Here is a 20,104-nt window from a genome sequence, read left to right on the forward strand (position 1 = left end):
TGACGAATCGGCGCGGCAAGGGAAGACCGGACGGTCCGCTCCCTGCTGCGTCAAATCAGGCACCTAGCGACCGACTTGGGCGCACAGCTGACCGGTCGCTGTTTGGGTTGCGTTGGCCGGCTGCGGAATAGCAGAGTGCATACGACGAAGAAGAGAAGCCGCCGGTCATCAGCGTACCGCCCGACGTGAGATCCGTCCGACTTCTTGCCGCAGCCTCTAACCAGGCGGGGAAAGAAGTGCTTCGTCCGAGCATGCATCCCCCACACTGCAAGGCATGATAAGCGTGAACCGGGTCTCGTCCTTCGTGGAGGTGACATTGATCCGGCCATTGTGCGCCGATGCGATTTCGCCCGCTATGAACAGGCCCAGTCCCAAGCCGTCGTGCGCGCTTCCAGTATTGCGGTCAGTGAACGGCGCAAACAGAGTGGGGAGACGCTCGGCCGGAATGGGATCGCCGCCATTGGCAACGTCGATCACGAAACCATCACTGTCGGATCGCGCGGTTACGCGGACGGGTTTGCGGGGATCTCCGTGGCTAAGTGCATTACCCAGAAGGTTGGACAACAACTGGGCAATGCGGGGAACGTCGCACTTCACTGGCACGCCCAGTACGATCGCCGCATCCACCATGCGATCGGGATGGATCATCCGAAGTTCGTTTATGACATGACCGAGCGAGGCTTCGAGGTCATGACCCTCTCTAAACGACAATGGAACACCTTTGCCAAGGCGACCTCGAGCCAAGTCTAGCATATCGCTGACGAGACCCGACATCCGGCTGCAACTCTCCAACATGCGCGAGACTATGGTGCTTTCACGCGGCTTGATGTCCGCTTTCGAAAGCATACGCGCGCCCGCCTCGATTGACGCCAGCGGGTTGCGCAAATCATGGCCGAGGATTGCGATGAATTGCTCGCGATAGGCGCCTTCCTTGCCCGCCTCTTCAAGCGCGGCCGTGCTTTCGGCAATCCGATCCTGCGCGTCGAGATGTAGGCCGATCAGCTGCGAGAATCCCTCGAACATGCTGATCACTTCTGGGGACTTGAGCTTTGCGGGCTCAGGGTCCAGCGCGCAGAGCGTGCCGAAGAACGTTCCATTCGGTCGAACGATTGGGATCGAGATATAACTCTGGAAGCCATACTGCCGAGGCGTGTGATGCTCGCAGAAGATCGGGTCGTCGCTGACCTGATCGATGATAACACCTGTGCCGCTGGCGCGGATTTCATCGCAAATCGTCGTTTTCAGGTCCAGTTCGCCGCCAGCAACGAGGCCAAATTGAATTTCATCGCGAACCGCACAGGCGGTCCAGGACGTGTCGGTCACCCGGGCAACGGCAGCAAACCGCAGGCCCGTGTTCCGGCAGCACAGGTCGAGAATAAACGGGATGGAATCAATCCGCCCGATGGCGGATATGTCGTTCGCAACAGATATATCCATGCTCATCCCTCGACCTCGGCTCTCAAGCTTGCCCTCGCCAGCGCGTCCAAATCACATGTCTGGCTCCTAATTAACGGCCCGCGCCGGGCCTATCCCATTTTCTATAATGCCGACGCAAGTTTTCACCAGTGCTCTACGGCGCGGGGCTCGGACGACAACCGCTTTAAGGATGAGCGGATCGCCGGATGGCCGACCGCAAAGGGGGCGTGAGCGGAAGGGACGGCTATTCCATCAGACAGACCGGCCCAACCTGGACGAATGACCGCTTTGGAGCAAAGGCACGGTGCCGCTTTGCATGAGCAGCACTCTATCGTCCGGCCAAGCGGACCAACAAATTCAGGGAAACCGCACAGGACTCCACTTAGGAAGATCCTGCGTGCCGCGCAATCTCAATTTCGGGCGACCGACCGATCGGCTCGCCGGAGGTCTTAAACCAAAGCTAACCGGAAGCCCCCCTCTTCACCCGCACGAGACAGACAAGGTCCGGGACAGCGAGGTTGAAGTAAGCACTTTGCTCCGCGTATTGCCGCGCAAGGGCGAGAGCTTCTCCGGCACTCGGTGCCTCAATCAGAAAGGTTTCCACCGCAAACAGCGTCTCGGCGCTGTAGAATTCTGCGCAGCCAAGCCGATAGGATTTCGGCGGCTCGCGATATAGGTCTATCGCAGCAGCCTCCGTCTTGTTGCGACCGGCAAGGCCAGCCTCAATTCACGCGTTCAAGCAGTCGCCGCGCCTTGCTCTCGTAATCGAGACGGTCATCCTGGTGGGGCTTTGAACGTGCCACGGCGGTGATGCCCTGCACGAAATCGTAAAGCGAAGTGGCCGGATGTCCCTCTTCTTCCAGAACAGATGCGATGATCCTGCCCGTATCGGCCTTCGAGAAACCCCGGCCGCGTAGGAAAGAAGTGCGCTCTTCGTCAGTTCGGGCAACGATCCGTGCCCTGGCCGTTTGCATGCCTTCGACAAAACCCCGCGCCGAGGAGTTGGCGAAATGCGCCAGCGCCGGAGCCGCCTGTTCTGTGAACCGGCTGGGAGCAAACTTCGAATGGCGAATGCTGATTTCCTGGAAATTCTCGACGCCCCAGAGATTTCGGTTCATGCAGACGGCCCTGAGGTAAAAGGTCGCAATTCCCAGAGTTTTCGAGCCGACCTCGCTGTTCCAGCAATAGAACCCCCGAAAATACAGATCAGGATCGCCGCTTGGCAGCTTCCCGGCCTCTATGGGATGGGTATCATCGACAAGGAAAAGAAAGACATCCCGGTCGGAGGCATAGAGCGTGGTCGTGTCGGCAGCCACGTCAACGTGAGGGTTGTACGTCATCGTCGACCAATCGAGCACACCGGGTACTTTCCAGCGGGTATCTCCGGTTCCGTCGCCCGCGATTGCCATCACGGCCGCGACCAGTTCGTGATCCCAGATCCGGCCGTAGTCCGGTCCGGTCACCGCGCGTAGCTCGGTCCGCCCGTCCGTTGTCTCAAGCAATTTGATGTGCTCGCCCCGGTGCTGAAGCAGGCCGTGCTGGAGATTGATCCCCGCCAAGGTCGCAGGCAGGCCTCGCAAGTAGGCCCCGGGGGCTCCCACCAGACTACAAAGTTGGCTAAACGACCAGTTGGTCGGAGCGACAGGTCCGGCTGAGCCGGGCGCCAGCAACGTCAGCCGGTCGGCGTTGCCCGGCTCAGCTCGAACCTCGATCGATCTGCTCTCCACGATTCGGGTCGATGCCGTTTCGGCCCGGGCAAGTACACTGGCGTAGAGCGCACCGAGCGAAAGGAAGCGCTCGTCGGCAGGCCGCGCGAACCATTCGGATGATACCCGCGATACGTTCTCGCCCCGGCTGATATCTACGCGGTAAGGCGCGCCGGGCGCCGCTGCCGGAAGACTGGAGGAATTGGTCATGTCGTAATCTCCTCATGAGGTTGCAGACGCAGACACCCATTCCGCGTCGCCCCTTTTCCCTTCCTCTCCTCCTGCCGGGCCGACGCACCACATGTTCGAACGGGAGGACAGGGAGCCGCGATGCCTTCGGCAAGCCGGAACCACTGCCCATGAAGCGAGGAACGCGGCGCGGCGACAGGGCTGCACTGCGCCGCCCGCGACATGAAACTCGCGGCATCCCTGTCGTGACATTGACCCGGCGATACCGATCGCACAGTACCGAACCGGCCGCCGGGAAATCGCGAGCCAGAGCGACCTGAAGGCAGCCTTGCGCAGGGCCGCGATCGCCCAGGGCGGATGAACCATTTCGCAGCATCAGGCTGATGCCGCACCGATCAACCTGCGCAGGGCAGCCCAGGCGCCTGCTTCGCCCGCGCGGCATCCCTCATTGAATCCATGATCGTAAAGCCGGCATGCGATCGCTGCCATGACCGGCTCGGTCTCTGCCGGTATGAGGTCGAGAAGCTCGCCGTCGCCGCGCCGCAGTTCCAGGGTATCGGGATGCTTGTTCTGGTCGGGCAGCGAAACCCGGGCAAGCGATCCCAGCTCGGCAAGATCGGCATTGTAAGTGGCCACGAAGAGGTCTGCGACGGAAGTCGAATGGGGCATGGCATATCTCCTGATTGGCGGCCGCCGACTTTCCCCGGCGGCCTCCCCCCATCCCCGCTTTCCTCCTTCGGGCAGGGAAAAGCGCAAAGCGGAACGGGCCATGACGGTCCATCATGGGCCCTCGGCCGCCGCCATGATCCTTGCAACGCGGCCAATACCCTCAAACCGTGACGACCATGGCCGAGCAAGCTCTCCGCCACCGGCCGCGACCTACCGAGCGATCCAGGAAGGATGTTCCGTTGCGCTACTCCTGTCGGCCTCCCACATCGCAAACTCAAAATCGTCGAGAGTTATGCCGCACTCCATGAGCACGCGCGCGGCCGCCATGGGGCTGCGGGCAACCGCGTCAGCAAAGTCTTCGAGCTCCCCCGGATAGCCGGAGAGGCATTCCCAACTATCCCCGATGCAAGAAACCGGATCGCGCGCGATCGGGAGACCGGCAGCATCGAAAGCCAACATCGCGGCAAGGAGCTTTTCGCAGTGCCCGACGTCGAGCGTTTCCCTAGGCCCGTGCTGCCCGTGATAACCAACCGACAGGTTTGTGCATTCGGCAACGATGCCTGCATATTCATTGGTGTCGGTGAAGACCCCGGTGTTGTCCGGACGGTACTTGAAGCCTTTGTCGAGACTGTTCAGGGATGCGGCAAAACCGAGCGCAAAGGCGTCCGAACATGTGCGTCCAAAGGCCTGGTGGGTGATGACGTCGCTGAAGCCCGCGCGGTCGAATGCGATGGCGGCGTCGATATCGCGCAGAAATCCGGGGTTGCTGCGCCTGATCCATGCCGAGCCAAGACAGCCCTCCTCTTCGCCGCGATGAAAGACGTAGAGACCCGGGCGTCCGGCAGCAATCATGCCCAGCATGATCCAGATGCCGGCTCCGTCGTCGGCCCCCAGCGACATGCCGGGCTTGCCATTGCGCAGCCGGGCGATGCCCTGCTTATCGACAAGGACTTCCTGCGGTCCCGAACGCGCGGCCACCGTATCGACATGGCAACTCCACATTACACGCGGTTTGTCACCGATCGCGAGCCACCTGTTGCCGAAGCCATCGGCATTCATTCCCGGCACGCTGTCGAGAAACTCGCGGCAGAATGCGCGTTCGATGCTGCTGTCATGGGGCCGTGCCCAGGAGAGAATTTCGAGGAGGCCCTGCCTGCCCATCAATACGTGGTTCATCGGTCAGGCTCCCGCAGGTGAGGAGGACGCAGCAATATGCTGCGCAGGCGGCGTGACTTCGCACAAATTTCCAGATAGCGGCGGCGGGCTGGCGGCCGGTGGTTCGGAAGTCCACATTGCGCCCGCCAGCGGAGCGAGAACAGCCGGGTCGGCGCCGGGGCAGCCCCTGGAAGACGTGTCCCTGTCTGTTTCCTCGCCTTGGAAATTCAATCTTTGCGCGTCGGAAGCAATTTCGCTGAGCCCTGCCTGGGACCGGCGCTGCGCGATCACATGCGCGTTCGGGATATCCGCGGCGCTGTCGTCGAAGGGCTCCGGGACATAGTCGGTGGAGAGCCACTCACCGAAGTATTCGGTGAGGTCATTGATGTGGAACATTTCGCCGGAGCCATCGCATTTACGGCAGTTTGGCGCTGTCCACCACTCGCTGCGGTCGCCCAGAAAGACAGCGCCGAAGGCTTCCGCAGACTGCTCGAGGATGTCATGGAATGCATCTGTGCTGCACACGACGATGAAATCTTCAGAATCGCTGTAATGGCGCTCGTTGTGCTCGCAGAATGTGGTGCAGTTGTGGAAGCAGCCGTGGCACCATTCCTCACAGGAGCCGTCGGCGAACCAGACTTCGTCATAGGCCGTTGCGTCGTTCTCGCATCGCGGGCAGTACCAGGGAACGCGCCCAAGGCCGTTGGTGCTTTCGGAACAGATGCTACCTTGTCCGATAACGAGAAACTCGCCGTTGTCGCCGAGATCATCGCCGCCATCGATGTAGGGAACGACAAATCCCTCGCCGTCCTCGATGCGCTGTATCCTGGCACCGTTCAGACCGCCTTCGCAGAACCCTGCCGCTTCCAGGAGAAGTTTCAGCCTGGAGACATCGCCGTAAATGGTCGTGTAGATCTTGCGATCCGGCCAGATCACGCTGCGAGCCCGCGCGTCATCCCGCGCACCGATATAGGCAAGCGCCGTATCGGGACCGGCGTAGACCCGTACCGGATGGCAGCAACTCTCGAAGTCATCGGCAGCACGCGCCATGCAGCTTGCCGGCCCTCCGACGTAAACCTCCTCGATCTCGTCCGCATCCTGGGTGATCTTGAGGGCGTGTTCGGCAAGCAGAACGGAAAGCCTGGCGCACCAGCTCTCGATCGCGTTGTTGTCGAGGATTTGCGGGAAGTATCGATGGAGATAGCGTCCTGGCGACATGACCAGCTGGCGATCGAGCTGTCCCTTGCCGCAATTTTCAGTGAAGGCGATCTTGCCTGCCTGGTCGGTCGAGAGGTGGCAGAAATGCTCGCCGTGCACTGCCTGATACCAGGGCTCGTCGTGCCAGGGCGTCTCTGTGTAAGTGCCATCGGCAAACCGAAGTTTTTCACGGGTTCGCCAGTCGATATCGCCCGCGCCGATGCCCTCTATCGCGATGCGAAGCCGGGCTTCGGGAAAGCGACGCGAAAGGCGTTTGCGCACGGCGTCGGCTTCTTCGAACGAAGGCCAGACGTATTGCTGGTCACTGACCGGTGCCATGCAGAATTCGGTGGTGATTTGTCGCCATTCGGTTTCGGCAGGCGAATAGAGGATCTGAAACTGTGCCATGGGCGTGACTCCGCGCAGCCGCGCGGCATGAAGCGCGCGGCCGGAATGTTGGTGCTGGTTCGGGAGGGCCTCAGTCGAAGGCAGACACCGCAGGTGCGCGGCGCCGGCCTCTCTGCCGAGATGAACCGGCGCCGCACCTGCGGCTTGTTGGCTCCGCCTCGCGGATCATCGGCGATGACCCGCAATGTTCTGCGACCGAAAAGGGGAGCTGGAGACGCCCGCTACCAAGCGCCTCCGTCCAGGTTCATGCCGCTTCGGGCAAATCTTCCTCAGGCTCCGGGCTCTCGATTTCGCCCTCGGCCGCTTCGCCTGGTGGCGCCGAAGCAGAGCTGAACTTCATGGGCGCAGGAAGCCACGCCGCCGCGCGCTCCTTGAGTTCGGCCTCGATCACCGCCTCACCCGCAAAGAGCCGTTCTGCCGACACCGCGAGATCGAATTTGCGCGCAGATGCATGGCGATTTCGCAGTTCTACGCCGCCGATCGCTTCGAAGAGATCGAGGATTTTCGGCTTGGTCAGCCGATCGAAGAAGTTGCGGGCGGTTGGGCGCCACCAGGTCGAGACATCGATTTCGAGCGCGCGGCCAAGATGGTCGAGGAAGTCGGCGCCGGCCTGACCGTAAGGCACCGAATGCAGGGAGCGTGCGACGGCCCAACCGAGCCAGGCGCCTCGCAGTCCATCGTCAAGCGCGCAGAACGCATCGAAGCGCTCCGCCATATAGGTATGTTCGCACCAGCTGCGGTCGAGCGCATCTTCGAGGTCGGCCCATTTATGTGCCGCCACAGTTTCGCTGACGAAACCTTGGATCCGCGCAGCCGCGGCGTCCGCACGCAGTTCGCTGGGCATCGCATTCCAACCGCGGCAGGTCGCCCGGTCCGCTGCGATGAAGGTGGCAAGATCGAGAGCGAAGCGCGGATCGTTTGCGACGTGGACCGCGAGCAACTCGGTCTTCATGGTTGCCAATTCGTCGAGCAGCCGCATGCTGTAGCTTTCTTCGGGCTCAGCAGCTTCGTCTGATCCTCCAACGGTTCTTGCGCCGTCGAAATCGGCTGCTTCATCCTCGCCGCAGCCGTCGTCGCCGTCCCCGCTATCCTCGTCGATCTCGGGTTCCACCGCGAAGCACTCATGGTGGAGGTGCGGTTTGCCTTCGGCATCGATCAGCAGATAGGCAATCGCGCCGGCCCTTTGGTCCGGTGTGAGTTGGAGCGAGGCGCCGACCAGAGCTTCCATTTCCTCATTGAGGGCATCCAGCTCGCCCAATTGCTCGTTGGTATATTCACCAGCCACGCTCGCTTCGGTCTCGATTTCCTCGAGCCGGGTCACGATTTCATCGTGCCTGGCTTGCGCCTTGGGCTCGAAGGGCGTGGCAACCGGCTCGACGCGGGCCATCCGGAAAGTCTCGGAATAGGGGATGGAGGACGACGTCACGGTTCGGACCTGTGCGAAGCCCTCGCGCTCACGCAGTGCACTTGCTGCTGCTGTCATTTCTTCCGCGGCAAGGCGTTCGACCAGTTCGCCATCGCACCAGATCTCGGTGGCGGAATCGCTGAAGAGATCGGTTTCAACGCGGCCGCCTGCGGCTAGGTAGGCATCGCGGCCGACAAGCAGCGCTTTGGGATCGCCACCCTTGTAGGATCCTGTCGCCAGTTGCCGCCTGATTTCGATGACGGTGTGACCATAGTAGCTGGCCTCCATCTGCTCGAAAACCTGGGCTTGCCGATCGGCATCGCCCGTTGCGGCATAGGCCTTTGCCACATCGAGCGTGATCTCACCGCTGCGTAGGGCTTGGAAGATCGGTTCGGCCAGATTGGCGAGGCGAAGGCGGCCAAGTACAAACCGCTCGGTCTTGCCGAACCGCTTGGCTAGATCTTCGGGCGTCTTTTTCTCACGCTCGATCATGCCCTGGAAGGCCCGGCATTCATCGGCCGGATTCATGGGCAGATTGTAGTAATTCTCGGCGAAGCTCATTTCGATTGCATCGCGAGTGCCCTTGACCACCAGGACCGGTACCATGAAGTCCTCGCCGAGCTTTCCGCTTGCAATGTTGCGGTGTACGCATTCAAGGCGCCGCCCCCCGCCGACGATTTCGTACCGCCCCTTCTTTCTTGGAACAGGCACACCGATCAGGTTTTGCAGGATGACGCCGGTTTCACCGATGTTGGCTTCCAGTTCGGCATCGGCGACCTCATCGCTGGAAGTGCGCACATTATGGCTGGATACCGTGCAGTCGAGCGCACGGACGTAAATGATGTTCACCAATTGCATGGGAAACTCCTTGTTGCGGATCGGCTGAAAGCCAGCCTGCCATCCGCCTCACCTCCCCCCTCTTCCCTCCCTGCGGGTGTGGCGCCTCAAGACGTCATTCCAATCGTTGAGGCCGTCCGGCGGCCACTCGATGTCCAGTTCAAGGTCGGAGCGGGAATAGGCTTGAGCAGCCTTTTTCGCCGCAAGATGACCAGCCATGTCATTGTCGGGGAGAAGGACGAGCCGCTTCACGAAAGGCGGAATACCGACCGCATGAAGCCGGCTGCTGCCAAGGGCCGCCCAGACCGGAATGCCCAATAGCGCTGTGGCCGACGTCGCCGTTTCTATACCTTCGGCAAGGCCGAGTTCCGGTCCCGCGGGCGAGAGGCGGACCGCGCCATCGTGAAGCCGTCCCAGACTGAGCTTGGGAACACCGATATCCGAGGCAAGCCCCTTGCCGCCGGGCGCCAGAAAGATGCGCTGCAGGGCAGACATTCCCCTTTGACCGGTGACGGCTGCTATAACGGCGGGCCGAAAACGAAGCCAGCGGCCTTGCCGGACCGGGCAGAGCGGGTGGAAACGAAGCGCGGAGGGTAGCGCACAGATCCCCCGATCGCGCAGGTATGCCTCGCCGATCGTGCCGGACAGCGGCTTTGCTTCGAACCAGAGTCTGCGCAACCGCCCGAGAGCCAGGACCTCGCCGCCGATTTCGTGATCCGCGGGCCCCCGTTCCTTGAGCCGGGGTACGTCGCAGCGCCTGGCCCGCAAGGCAGCGAGGACAGATGCGGTATCGCAGCCGGCGAAACACTTGAACAGGAGTGACCGGTCCCCCACGCGCACGGACAAACTCGCGACCTTGTCCTCGTGGGCAGGACAACAGCATACGCCTCGGTCCCGATGCCAGGTCCCGGAAAGTGCTGTCACGATCCTTCGCCCAGCGGCGACCAGTTCCGGGGTTGATGCCAAGAGAGAACCTCGCTCAGGAAAGGCCGTTTCCCCGGCCAGGGCTTCCTCTTTCCTCCCCCACTCCACTCCCTGGCGAATACGTAGACGCACTGCCTTTAATGACACTTTTAAGACAGTATCTTACAAGATTGGCGGCACCGACGCGGCATTCTGAGCCCTCCCGCACACCTCAAGGAGTTCTTGATGGCGAGCCACCAAATTGACCCAAGTTCCTTCGCGATGCCTCACCGACCTTCCGTCTTGATTGCGACGATGACCGCTGCCGACGGTCCGGAATGGGCGACCCGCGATTTTGCTCACAGCACGAATTCGCAATGGCAAACTTGCCGGCAAGAGAGTTCGCCCGGCCGCGTATACGGATCAGAAGGCCGGCTGGATTCCCCGCGGCCTCCAGAGTCATGCCGACGCAAAATTGATTCCAGCGGCGGTTCGCGGTGATGTGCATCCCGGCTGCCGATGACGGCTTCGACAACCGCCGGCTGATGATGATGGAACTGGCCCGCCGCGGGCTGCAAATTCTTATCACAGAACTTGGTCTCGACCTCTTTCGTCAGCCAGCCCTCGAGATGCTGTTCGAACTGTACAGCAAGCCTGCCGATCAAACTCACTCGCTAACCGGTTTAAGCTCCGTGACGACCACATCCGAGCGGAACTCGCAAAGAATCGTTCACCGCATGGAAGAACTGACCTTGGTGGAAACGGTGCGTGACGCGACGGACGGCAGGAGAACGGTCGTCAGGCTTACCGATGCAGGGCGACAGGCGATCGAGGCATTCCTGGACGATTGGGCCTCCAGTGCCGAATTCAGGGCGATGGTCCAGCGCGAGACGGCAGCGCCGCAGGCACCGGCTGAACTGGCAGGCGAGAGTTGATCTGAAGGCTTGAACTTATCCGAGTTCGGAGGCAGAGTTGCTTTTGCAGCTGGCGTTGAGAGGCGGGTAACCGGCTGCAGGAAAAGCCTTCCACGCATGAACAGGCGCGTGACCGGGTAGGTCGCACGCAGGCACTGGAACTTAATGCCCGCCGCCGGTGGTGGCTCTGTCGTGCGAGTTTCTGATTGTTTTTCGGCCAGGCGCATGGTCCGCGCCGGCGATTGCATTGCATTCTAGAAGCAATGCTTCGGATTAAAGAGGAAGAGCGCCAAGGCGCTTCGAAAGCCCTGTTCGAAGACCGAAAGGCATTCGACAGTTTCTACCGTCGGGAGGCTCCGAAGTTGCTTCAATTCCTGAAGCGCAGGATCTGGATCGAAGAAGAGCGGGCCGATCTCGTCCAGGAGGCCTTTGCGCGCCTCGTCGCGGCCCGGTCATCCGCTGCCCAGGAGAACCCCGGTTCGTATGTGCAGGGTATTCTTCGCCATCTTTTGGCTGACCGCGCTCGTGCCTGGTCACGATCGAAGGCGGCGCGCGCTGATGAGGTGGCGCCGCCACATCAACCTGAGATGCCGGATGCAGCCCTCGAACTGGCGCAAATGCAGGAACAATATCGGATAGCAGTCGATACGCTTCCGGCAAAAACCCGAGAGGTTTTCCTGTTGCACCGGGCCGAGGACTTGCCTTATCGCCAGATAGCGGAGCGTTTGGGGATCAGCATAAGAACGGTGGAATGGCACGTGGCGCAAGCTGTCGTTCGCATTGGAAAGAGCGTGGCCGGTCATGACTGACGTTCCCCCATTTAGCGCTCAGCAGCTCTCGGACACGCTCCTGGAGGAGGGCGCCATTTGGTTTGCACGCATGCGAGGCCCCGATGCCGGCGATTTCCAGGAAGAGTTCGAGCAATGGCGGGCAGCTAGCTCGCTTCGCCAGGCCGCCTACGAACGGGCCGGCGAGATATTTGCCGCCGGGCGGTTCCTGGCGGCCGAGCGCAAGTCTCAAACCCATATTGCGAACGACAACGCTCGATCGGCGGCCGGTACATGGAAATGGCTTGCCGTCGCCGCTGCCCTCGGGCTCGGTATCGCCTTGGTCGCCATGGGAATTCAGCAGCGCTCCATGGGCGTTGGCGGCGGCGCTGAAAGCCACGGGATCGCACAGTTTGGCGATAGCAGCGAGCAGCGGCAGCACGTCGGCGGAAACGGTCAGGCAGGGCCAGTTCACCTCTCGGACGGCTCATTGGTCACTTTGCAGCCCGGAAGCATAGTCTCCCAGTACTTCAGCGCCGACCGGCGGGAATTGCGTCTCGAAAAGGGAGAGGCCCGCTTCGAGGTCGCTCACGAAGGACGCCCCTTCGTAGTCGAGGCCGGCGGCGGCATCGTTACGGCCCGCGGCACGATCTTCGATGTTCGTTTAGCCGAAGGACACCAGGTTATTGTCAAACTCCTGCGCGGGGCGATCGACGTGGAACGTCCGAAGCGGGCGGACGGTGGCAGTTCGCCATTCTCGCGCCTCTCGGCCGGCGAAAGCCTTTCCTTCCTTTCAAATGGCACGCCAATCGGCCAGGCAATTTCAGCTGGAATTCCAGCTTCAATTCCGGGTCCCGTCGATTACGCTAGGCCACGCGAATTTGACCGAACACCGCTTACGGCGGTCCTGGCCGAAACGCGCGCGGCCTCGGGGGTGACGATTTTCGTTGCCGACGCAGCTCTCGGGCAAATGCGAGTCAGCGGCCGCTTCCGTGTCGATGACGGTCAGCAGGTCGCCGAGCGCCTTGCCGCGCTGTTCGACCTGAAAGTAGAGCAGTCTGCTCCCGATCAAGTGACCTTGCGCCAGAAGAATTGAAAAAATTTTCCGTCAGACCCCGTAGTTCATCGAGCCACAGCGATGCCTCCTGAAAAATCCAGTCAAAATGACTGGATCCCTACAGGGGGGATCGAAGTGGTTCATAAGGGTAAAAGGGCAAAGCGGGGCCTTCTTGCGGCAACGGCACTCGCATCGATACTGTTAAGTTCTCCGGCAGCGGCAGATCCCGCAGGCAAGCAGCATTACAATCTCGAAGCCGGCGCGCTTGGCGACGCACTCCAGGCCGTTAGCCGCCTTTCGGGTCGCGAAATCATCTTCAGTTCGGAAGCGGTCATCGGCCGACGTGCACCTCATCTCGAGGGAACGTACAGCGCGGACGAGGCAGTGCGTCGACTGCTTTCCGGTTCCGGACTGAAGGTGCAATACCGAAAGGATGTAATCCTGATCGGGGGGCGATCCGAGGCACCGGTCGAGGACACTCCTCGATCGGTAGAGAGCCCTGAGATCCTGGTGACAGGTTCGCGTATCAAGGGCGCTCAACTTGCCTCTCCGCTCATGGTCCTGTCGCGGAAGGATATGATTATGGGCGGCCACACCGATCTCGGCGATGTAATCCGAAGCATCCCGCAGAATTCCGGAGCGGGCCAGAATCCGGGCCTGGCCTTCGGCATTCCCCAGGCGAACGGCGAAAACGTCGGTTCCGGCTCCACAATCAACCTGCGCGGCCTGGGGGCCGACTCCACCCTCGTGCTCCTCAACGGGCAAAGGGTCGTCTATGGCGGCTACCGCCAGGCCATCGACATCGACGCCATCCCGATGGAGGCCGTGGAGCGCCTTGAGATTCTGACCGACGGTGCTTCGGCTCTCTATGGTTCCGACGCGGTTGCAGGCGTAGCAAACGTCATCCTGCGCAAGGATTTCGAGGGGCTCAGGACCTCCGCCCGGCTCGGCAACTCGACGGAAGGGGGAATGCAATCCGTCATCCTGGGAGCCACGGCGGGTACACGATGGAATTCCGGCTCCGTCATGGCTACCTATCAGTTCTCCCGGAGCGAGGGGCTCGACGCAAGCGAGCGATCCTACACGCGCGATGTGAATCCGGGCCTGACGCTTTACCCCTACCTCAGGCGCCACAATGCACTCGTGAATGCCAGTCAGGAAATCGGCAATTCCGCCCATTTCGATCTGGCGGCGGTCTATAGCTGGCGCCGCGACGAACGCGGGTTTTCCGCTACCGCCGCAGCAAACTCACCGAGGTATCTCGTCGGAGGTGCTTCATGGATGCTCGCCTTCGCCCCATCACTCACCTGGGACGTCAGCAAGGATTGGTCCGTAACGCTCGCCGGTACCTACGGAATCGATCGTACGCGCTATTCTACCCAAGTCAGTACCGGCGGGGCATTCACCCCTACCCTTCAGGCCTGCTTCTGCAACACATCCTGGAGTGCGGAAGTCAACGCGCAGGGCAGCGCATTTGCCCTGCCTGCCGGAGATGCGAAGGTCGCGCTGGGTGGAGGTATCCGCAGCAACAGCCTGAGGGCAAAGCGGACCTTATCCTCGCCGCTCGACTTCGACGTGACGCAGGATGTCTACTATGCGTTCGGCGAAGTGAATGTGCCGCTTATCTCGCCCGATATGCAATTGACCGGCATCCGCAAGCTCAGTGCGACAGCGGCCGTGCGCTACGAATCCTACAGCGGACTGGAAAGCCTCGCGACACCCAAATTGGGGATCAATTACGTTCCTGTCGATGGACTGGAGATCAAGGCAACCTGGGGCAAAGCCTTCAAGGCGGCGACACTCTACCAGCGCTACAACAACCAGATCGCCGTAGTTCGCCTGGCAACGACTAGGGGCGGCGCAGGCTATCCCTCCGGATCGACAGTGCTCGACATCTCCGGGGGTCAGCCCGATCTGAAAGCCGAGCGCGCCGAAACCTGGACGGCGACCATTGCTGCTACCCCGGCAGCATTGCCCGGACTGCGCCTCGAGGCAGACGTTTTCTCAATTCGATACAGGAATCGGATCGCGACCCCCATCGCGGTTCCCGGGCAATCGCTTTCAAACCCGGCCTATGGCAGCCTGGTCACACTCGATCCGAGCGCTGCGCAGCTTGCAGCCGCAATCGAAGGCCGGGAGTTGCAGTTCAATTCGGTTGGTAGCTACGACCCGTCGAAAGTCGTCGCCATTATCGACAACCGCGTTGCGAACGTCGCCGCCCAGCAGGTTCGCGGTATCGATCTTTCGTTGCGCTACGGCCGGGATATCGGCGCTGCAGGCAGGATCGAGGCAAATCTCGCCGGGACCTATCTCGAAAGCAAGCAACAGGTCGTAGCCGGATCTCAATACACCGAGCTTGCCGGAACGATCTACAATCCGCCAAACTGGCGTCTGCGGGGCGGTTTGTCCTGGGGGAAATCCGGAACCACCGTTGCTGCAAGCGTCAACTACACCGGCGCACTCGACGATACGCGCTCCACACCGGCCGCTCAGATCGACGCCCAGACGACGGTCGATCTTTCAATTCGACATGAGACGAACGTCGATCACGGGATACTCAAGGGTGTCGACGTAGTCTTCTCGGTGCAGAACCTTTTCGACAAGGCCCCGCCTTACAGCCGTTCGGCCTACATTGCCGATCCGCCCTACGACTCGGCCAACTATTCCGCGATCGGCCGGTTCGTGAGCTTGGGGGTCTCCAAGCAATGGTAACGCCTGCCCGATCTGTGCCTGCCAGAAGCCTAACACCGCGCCACAATCGGCGATGGCTGGCGTCGGCACTCGGACTATCTCTGCTCTCAGGCGTAGCGCCAGGCGCAGTCCATTCCACCACCACATCGGCTAGCCCCCAAGTGTCGCTGACGGAAGTAATCGAGACCGCCTCGATCGACGGCGTTTCGTTCTCCCCTGACGGGCGCTGGATTTCCTATCGCACGGTATCGCGTTCGGTCGACCTTAACCGCACCGCGCTGCAATGGCATGTCGTAGCGACCGACGGGAAGCAGACCATCCCCCTCGGCAGCCCGTTGGAACCCACCTGGGTTCCGATGTTCGATTCCGTCGAGGAAGCCGACCAGGTGTGGTCGCCTGCCAGCGATGCGATCTATGTTCGCGGTCTGACCCCCGAGGGCGTGCAGGTGCTTCGGCTGGGTCTGGATGGTACCCGGCGGCTAGTGACCCACGATGAGGCCGACGTCACTTCCTTCGCACTGCGAAAAAACGGGGATGGGATAGACTACGTCGTACGCAATGCGCGCAGCACCATCGCCCTCGGGCAGGCCCGAGAGAAGGCCATGGGCATCCACTTCGATGCCGGACTTTCGACCGAAGGCCTGCGGATTACCGACAACTTCAGCATCGGCGATCGTGTCACGGCCTTGAGGTTCAGCGGCGACAGCGCCGCCGAGGAGGCTTTCGGAGGCCAGCCAAGAACGAAGTCGATCCTGTTCTCCGTGACAGAGCGTTCTCCAGCTCCGCCCCGGCAGGGCAGCAAAAGTCCTTATAAAAGCGACGATGGGACCGCGGGATCACGCAACTCGCTGGTGACCGTCCGCATCACTGATCGCGGAGCGCTGACACGATTTCAAGCTTCGCGGCGGCTTTACGTCGAGGCCGCGGATGCGTCAGGGGCGAGCCGCATCTGCTCCGCAGAGGTTTGCAGCGGAAGCATGCGAAGCCTGAAGGCTGCATTTCTCGTGCCTGGTCGCAATGAGGTCGTCATCGCTTATGAGCGCGCGACATCGGGTCGAACCGTGCTCTATCGTTGGGACATCGATAGCGGCTCGGTCCGCAAGATCGCCGATCCCGGCGGATTGCTCGATGGCGGAGGTTTTCGGCGAACGCCCTGTGCTCAAAGCGGCGCACTGCTTGCCTGCGCATACTCCGGCCCGTCCACACCGCCGCGTTTGGTTACCATCAATCTCGAGACAGCGAAGATCGCAACGCTGGCCAATCCCAACGCCGCGCTCGATGCACGCGATTTCGGGAGAACCCGGTTCCTGAGCTGGCGGGACGCAGAAGGCCGGGAAGGTACTGGCAAGCTCATACTTCCGAGCGCATTCTCCGGCCGGCTGCCCTTGGTCATCACCACGAACAGCTGCTCGGGATTCCTGCGCGGCGGATCTTCCTATCTGATCTCCGAGCACGTTCTGGCCGCTCACGGCTTCGCGGCGCTGTGCATCAACACCAACGGCGACAACGAACTCGCGCCCCAATTCAGCGAAAAAACGGCGGTTCTGGCACCGCACAAAGCGAGCCTCGCATCCTATCAGGCCGCAATCGCCCTGCTCGCCCGCATGGGAATTATCGATCCGGACAGAGTGGGGATAGCCGGGCACAGTTTCAGCGCCAATGTCACCGCCTATGCCGTCAGCCATACCAGGCTGTTCAAGGCTGCAGTCCTCGGGGGAGCCATAACCATCGATCCGTGGGTATACCAGCTCACAACCGCGACCCCGAATTCTCGTCGATCCGGCTTGTGGAGCAGCTTCCTCAATCTACCGCCGCTCGACCAGGATCCGGGCGGCACCTGGAGCAGGATTTCTCCCTCGCTCAACGCAGCCAGGATCGAGGCACCGGTGCTGATGGAGCTTCCCGAGAGCGAGTACCTGAACAATCTGGAACTCTACCGCCAAATCCGCCGGACAGGCGGCATCGCGGACATGTTCATTTTTCCGAACGAAGGACATTGGCTCGGCCGCGAACCAGCGCATGCCTATTGGCGGCAGCTGCGCGCGCTGAACTGGTTTGCCTACTGGCTCCAGGGCCAGCGCCGCGGGCCGCCGGAAATGACACACGAAGTCGAGCAATGGGCGGCCTGGCAGGCCCAGCGAGACCGCCAGCTCCTATCAATCTCGTTGCCGAGCGATGCGCGCGCGAATCCATGATTCCGTGTCGATGAGACGCATGAGCGCAAGTACATCTCCGCTCATGAGCCTCTGCACGGCGCCGAGCGCTGCCTCGACTTTGTCCCGGTCGAGGCAGCCAAGGCTTGCCAGATTGCCCTCGAGCAACATCTCGCGAGCCTCATCGCGCTTCGCTTCGAGAATGTCATAGAGGAAGCTGGTGGGCGTCCCTTTGGCGCTGCGCGTCATGATCTGCGCCGGCAGCATTGCCTCAAACGCCAGGCGAGCAACGGCACGATTGCGACCACCGGTGCACCACATCCACGTCGGCACGCGCAGGCATGCCTCGATCACGGGCTGCGCCATGAGCGGTGCCCGATACGGCAGATCGCCCTGCCCGGCGTGCCCCTCCAGAAAGTTCTGGATGCCGATCAGCCAACCGACATGCAGGACCTTTCCGGGCCGGGCGCCGGGCGGAGTATCAAGCCAGGGGTGATGCGAAAATTCAGCGGTCTCCAGGACGCTTTGGGACAGGAAGGCACTGTTTCCAATCCTGGGTGCGTCCCGCCCGCGCCGTAGCGCCAATCGTCCTGCCCTGAGCGCCACGTCGACGACGCTGCGCCCCGTCATCCGGGCAATATCGCAGACCGTTTGAGAAGCGGCCCAACCTGATGTGTCGAGCGCCCGATCGAGGACTGGCCGGACCGAATCCAGCATTGCAAACACATTGTCGCCTCCCCCGCCATGAAGGTAAGCCTTGGCCCCGGACGCAGCGGCGATTTCGAGCATGCTCTTGTCGGCAGACTGGGAAAACGATCGCGAAGTTGGTCGCGGCAGATGCGCCGCGTGGCATTGCGGAAGATCTATCCGCTCGATGTTGTCCGGCACCTCGGCCAACTGGACCTGCAAGTGCTCTGCTACGCAGCGCGCATAATATCGCTCGTCGCCTGCGGGCTCGGCAGAGACGGTGGTAACCCCTGACCACTGCGCACCGGTTGCGCGGAGCGCTGCCGCCACGATCGACGAATCCAGCCCGCCCGACATGCCGAGGATGACCCGCTGTCCGGCGGAGCAGCCTCGCACCGCGATCAGCACGGCATCGCGAACTGTCTCAGCGGCGATTTGCAGATCGTGAATCTGTGCGGGGGGCAAGGCGAAGTCCCACGGATTCCAGAGCGCGTGCCCGCGCAGGCGTCCCGGTGTCCATTCGAGGCAGCGCCCTGGTTCGAGCTCCGTGATACCGGCGAGTACCGTGCTCGAGGGGCGGTGCGCGGGATAGACCAGAGCCGAAGCAAGCGCGGCACGATCGATCTCGCCCGTGCACGCCCCGGCGGCCACAAGCAGATCTGCGTCACTTGCTGCATAAATGCCGCCGGATGCCAGCGCGTAGTAGCATGGCATCTCGATATCCGCGCTGCGGACCAGTTCGAGCTGAAGCAAGCGATGGTTATATTCGATACCGAGCCAGGGGCCCCAGAATGCCTCGATGAGCTTCGGCCACGGGGGCCACTGCTCATGCCGCGGAAGGATCCCCGATGAATGATCATCATCGCCCAAGGAACGGGAATGGACCTGACCCAAGATCATCCGGCTGCCGCCCGGTTCAATCGACAGCGGCAGGTCGATCGACGACCAGAGCTGCACGCCTGCGAGTTCGACTGCGAGCCGCATTGCACCGCTTTCCTCGAACCGTTTCCACATATCGCTGGCTCTGTCAGGCGGCGCGCCGATAGCGAGCAGAAAACGTCCCATCAGGTTGCCAGGATGGGCGTGTAGTTGCGGATGCGGCTTTCGGACTCGGCCAGCAGCACATTACCGACCCGGGTCCAGCAATGTGCGGAGAACGGCCTGCCCGTGACACCGAAAACGACGGTCGGCTGATAACCGTGAGCACGAACCAGTCTCGAAAGCGCGAGTGCCTTTGGAAGACAGCGATCGAAGGTGCCGAAGATAAGCGCTGCTTGCGCGATAGTGCCGTTGATCCGTGCTGCTACCTCAGGCGGCAAGACACTCTTCATCGGCAATGCCAAGGACTCCGGCCGCCGATCCAGAAGTTCGCGTGCGGTTCTGCGCTTCAGCTCACGGCGTGATTTCAGAAATGCAGCGCCAAAGGCAAGTGCCTGTCGCCAATTGCCTGATACCGGCGCGACCTCATGAACTCCGTCGCTGTTTTCACCGCACGTTTGGGGAACCTCGACACCTGCCGACTGGACGAGAAGCCCGGTCTTGTAGTGCCGCTCCAGAGGCTCGAAATCGGCATTGCCCCGGGACAGTAGCGCCATGAAGGCCCGGTTTTCTTCCGGTGACCCAAAGCAGAAATACCGATCCGATACGAGATCGAGAAAGATGGGCCTGCTGCCCACGATGCAAAAATGCACGCCCGATCGCAGCATGCAGCCCATCAGGACATCGCTCCGTAGACGAGGCGACGTGCTCGCGCATCCGTATGCCGCTCAACATCCCGCGCCAGCGCAGCAGCTGAGACGTAGTCTCCCAGGGTTTCGGTCAGCGGACCCACGGGGATACCCAAAGTAATCGCTGACACCTCTCCCAGGTCGACGACGAAACCGGTTTCCGGGCCGCACGATCCGCGCATCCGCGCCAATTGTCCCTTATCCATATCGAATTTCCTTGAGC

15 protein-coding genes are annotated in these 20,104 nt (G+C 61.6%); 5 read left to right on the forward strand and 10 right to left on the reverse strand.

Going from position 1 to position 20,104, the window contains the following annotated elements:
• Positions 1-216 precede the first annotated feature (216 nt).
• The 7 genes from ACZ1II_RS07030 to ACZ1II_RS07060 form a co-directional block, all read right to left on the reverse strand.
• Entirely contained in the window at positions 217-1,437 is a 1,221-nt protein-coding gene (locus ACZ1II_RS07030) for a GAF domain-containing sensor histidine kinase (protein WP_465143700.1), read from the reverse strand.
• A gap of 701 nt (positions 1,438-2,138) precedes the next feature.
• Positions 2,139-3,332 carry a DUF932 domain-containing protein gene (locus tag ACZ1II_RS07035; protein ID WP_465143701.1) on the reverse strand — a complete coding sequence of 398 codons (1,194 nt, stop codon included), beginning with the start codon at positions 3,330-3,332 and terminating at the stop codon, positions 2,139-2,141.
• Positions 3,333-3,686: 354 nt separating this feature from the next.
• Positions 3,687-3,980: a hypothetical protein gene (locus ACZ1II_RS07040; protein WP_465143702.1), complete on the reverse strand. Its 294-nt coding sequence runs from the start codon at positions 3,978-3,980 to the stop codon at positions 3,687-3,689.
• Positions 3,981-4,190: 210 nt separating this feature from the next.
• Positions 4,191-5,156, reverse strand: a complete 966-nt coding sequence (locus ACZ1II_RS07045) for a M28 family peptidase (protein ID WP_465143703.1) — start codon at positions 5,154-5,156, stop codon at positions 4,191-4,193.
• Between the two features lie 3 nt (positions 5,157-5,159).
• Positions 5,160-6,740, reverse strand: a complete 1,581-nt coding sequence (locus tag ACZ1II_RS07050) for a hypothetical protein (RefSeq protein ID WP_465143704.1) — start codon at positions 6,738-6,740, stop codon at positions 5,160-5,162.
• A 244-nt stretch (positions 6,741-6,984) separates the two neighbouring features.
• A complete protein-coding gene (locus ACZ1II_RS07055; RefSeq protein ID WP_465143705.1) occupies positions 6,985-9,003 on the reverse strand; it encodes a ParB/RepB/Spo0J family partition protein in 2,019 nt (672 codons plus the stop codon).
• 48 nt (positions 9,004-9,051) lie between these two features.
• Positions 9,052-9,660, reverse strand: a complete 609-nt coding sequence (locus tag ACZ1II_RS07060; RefSeq protein WP_465143706.1) for a DUF7146 domain-containing protein — start codon at positions 9,658-9,660, stop codon at positions 9,052-9,054.
• A gap of 770 nt (positions 9,661-10,430) precedes the next feature.
• On the opposite strand from ACZ1II_RS07060, the gene ACZ1II_RS07065 reads away from it, so the two are divergent.
• The 5 genes from ACZ1II_RS07065 (at position 10,431) to ACZ1II_RS07085 (ending at position 17,509) form a co-directional block, all read left to right on the forward strand.
• Entirely contained in the window at positions 10,431-10,820 is a 390-nt protein-coding gene (locus ACZ1II_RS07065) for a winged helix DNA-binding protein (RefSeq protein WP_465143707.1), read from the forward strand.
• Positions 10,821-11,062: 242 nt separating this feature from the next.
• Positions 11,063-11,608 carry an RNA polymerase sigma factor gene (locus tag ACZ1II_RS07070; RefSeq protein ID WP_465143708.1) on the forward strand — a complete coding sequence of 182 codons (546 nt, stop codon included), beginning with the start codon at positions 11,063-11,065 and terminating at the stop codon, positions 11,606-11,608.
• Positions 11,601-12,662, forward strand: coding sequence for a FecR family protein (locus ACZ1II_RS07075; protein WP_465143709.1), 1,062 nt, complete (start codon positions 11,601-11,603; stop codon positions 12,660-12,662). Before ACZ1II_RS07070 ends, ACZ1II_RS07075 begins: the two co-directional genes overlap by 8 nt.
• Positions 12,663-12,704: 42 nt before the next feature.
• The gene (locus ACZ1II_RS07080) at positions 12,705-15,335 is read left to right on the forward strand and encodes a TonB-dependent receptor domain-containing protein (protein WP_465143710.1); all 2,631 of its coding nucleotides are present in this window, start codon (positions 12,705-12,707) and stop codon (positions 15,333-15,335) included.
• Positions 15,336-15,475: 140 nt separating this feature from the next.
• A complete protein-coding gene (locus ACZ1II_RS07085; protein ID WP_465143711.1) occupies positions 15,476-17,509 on the forward strand; it encodes a prolyl oligopeptidase family serine peptidase in 2,034 nt (677 codons plus the stop codon).
• Here ACZ1II_RS07085 and ACZ1II_RS07090 read toward each other — a convergent pair.
• The 3 genes from ACZ1II_RS07090 to ACZ1II_RS07100 are packed head-to-tail and all read right to left on the reverse strand — an operon-like array spanning position 17,471 to position 20,087.
• On the reverse strand, positions 17,471-19,219 hold the full coding sequence (locus tag ACZ1II_RS07090; protein ID WP_465143712.1) for an asparagine synthase-related protein: 1,749 nt from the start codon (positions 19,217-19,219) through the stop codon (positions 17,471-17,473). The genes ACZ1II_RS07085 and ACZ1II_RS07090 overlap by 39 nt on opposite strands.
• Positions 19,219-19,869 (reverse strand): lasso peptide biosynthesis B2 protein, encoded by a 651-nt coding sequence (locus ACZ1II_RS07095; RefSeq protein WP_465143713.1) that lies wholly within the window; start codon positions 19,867-19,869, stop codon positions 19,219-19,221. Before ACZ1II_RS07095 ends, ACZ1II_RS07090 begins: the two co-directional genes overlap by 1 nt.
• A complete protein-coding gene (locus ACZ1II_RS07100; RefSeq protein WP_465143714.1) occupies positions 19,869-20,087 on the reverse strand; it encodes a hypothetical protein in 219 nt (72 codons plus the stop codon). The genes ACZ1II_RS07095 and ACZ1II_RS07100 overlap by 1 nt, the downstream gene beginning before the upstream one ends.
• Positions 20,088-20,104: the final 17 nt, after the last annotated feature.

Source organism: Novosphingobium sp. BL-S-20 (assembly GCF_055521635.1).

Bases quoted from the DNA above. Each gene is read 5' to 3' on its own strand.
- ACZ1II_RS07030 (WP_465143700.1), bottom strand. From the start codon at position 1,437: ATGGATATATCTGTTGCGAACGACATATCCGCCATCGGGCGGATTGAT.
- ACZ1II_RS07035 (WP_465143701.1), bottom strand. From the start codon at position 3,332: ATGACCAATTCCTCCAGTCTTCCGGCAGCGGCGCCCGGCGCGCCTTAC.
- ACZ1II_RS07040 (WP_465143702.1), bottom strand. From the start codon at position 3,980: ATGCCCCATTCGACTTCCGTCGCAGACCTCTTCGTGGCCACTTACAAT.
- ACZ1II_RS07045 (WP_465143703.1), bottom strand. From the start codon at position 5,156: ATGAACCACGTATTGATGGGCAGGCAGGGCCTCCTCGAAATTCTCTCC.
- ACZ1II_RS07050 (WP_465143704.1), bottom strand. From the start codon at position 6,740: ATGGCACAGTTTCAGATCCTCTATTCGCCTGCCGAAACCGAATGGCGA.
- ACZ1II_RS07055 (WP_465143705.1), bottom strand. From the start codon at position 9,003: ATGCAATTGGTGAACATCATTTACGTCCGTGCGCTCGACTGCACGGTA.
- ACZ1II_RS07065 (WP_465143707.1), top strand. From the start codon at position 10,431: ATGATGATGGAACTGGCCCGCCGCGGGCTGCAAATTCTTATCACAGAA.
- ACZ1II_RS07070 (WP_465143708.1), top strand. From the start codon at position 11,063: ATGCTTCGGATTAAAGAGGAAGAGCGCCAAGGCGCTTCGAAAGCCCTG.
- ACZ1II_RS07075 (WP_465143709.1), top strand. From the start codon at position 11,601: ATGACTGACGTTCCCCCATTTAGCGCTCAGCAGCTCTCGGACACGCTC.
- ACZ1II_RS07080 (WP_465143710.1), top strand. From the start codon at position 12,705: ATGCCTCCTGAAAAATCCAGTCAAAATGACTGGATCCCTACAGGGGGG.
- ACZ1II_RS07090 (WP_465143712.1), bottom strand. From the start codon at position 19,219: ATGGGACGTTTTCTGCTCGCTATCGGCGCGCCGCCTGACAGAGCCAGC.
- ACZ1II_RS07095 (WP_465143713.1), bottom strand. From the start codon at position 19,869: ATGGGCTGCATGCTGCGATCGGGCGTGCATTTTTGCATCGTGGGCAGC.
- ACZ1II_RS07100 (WP_465143714.1), bottom strand. From the start codon at position 20,087: ATGGATAAGGGACAATTGGCGCGGATGCGCGGATCGTGCGGCCCGGAA.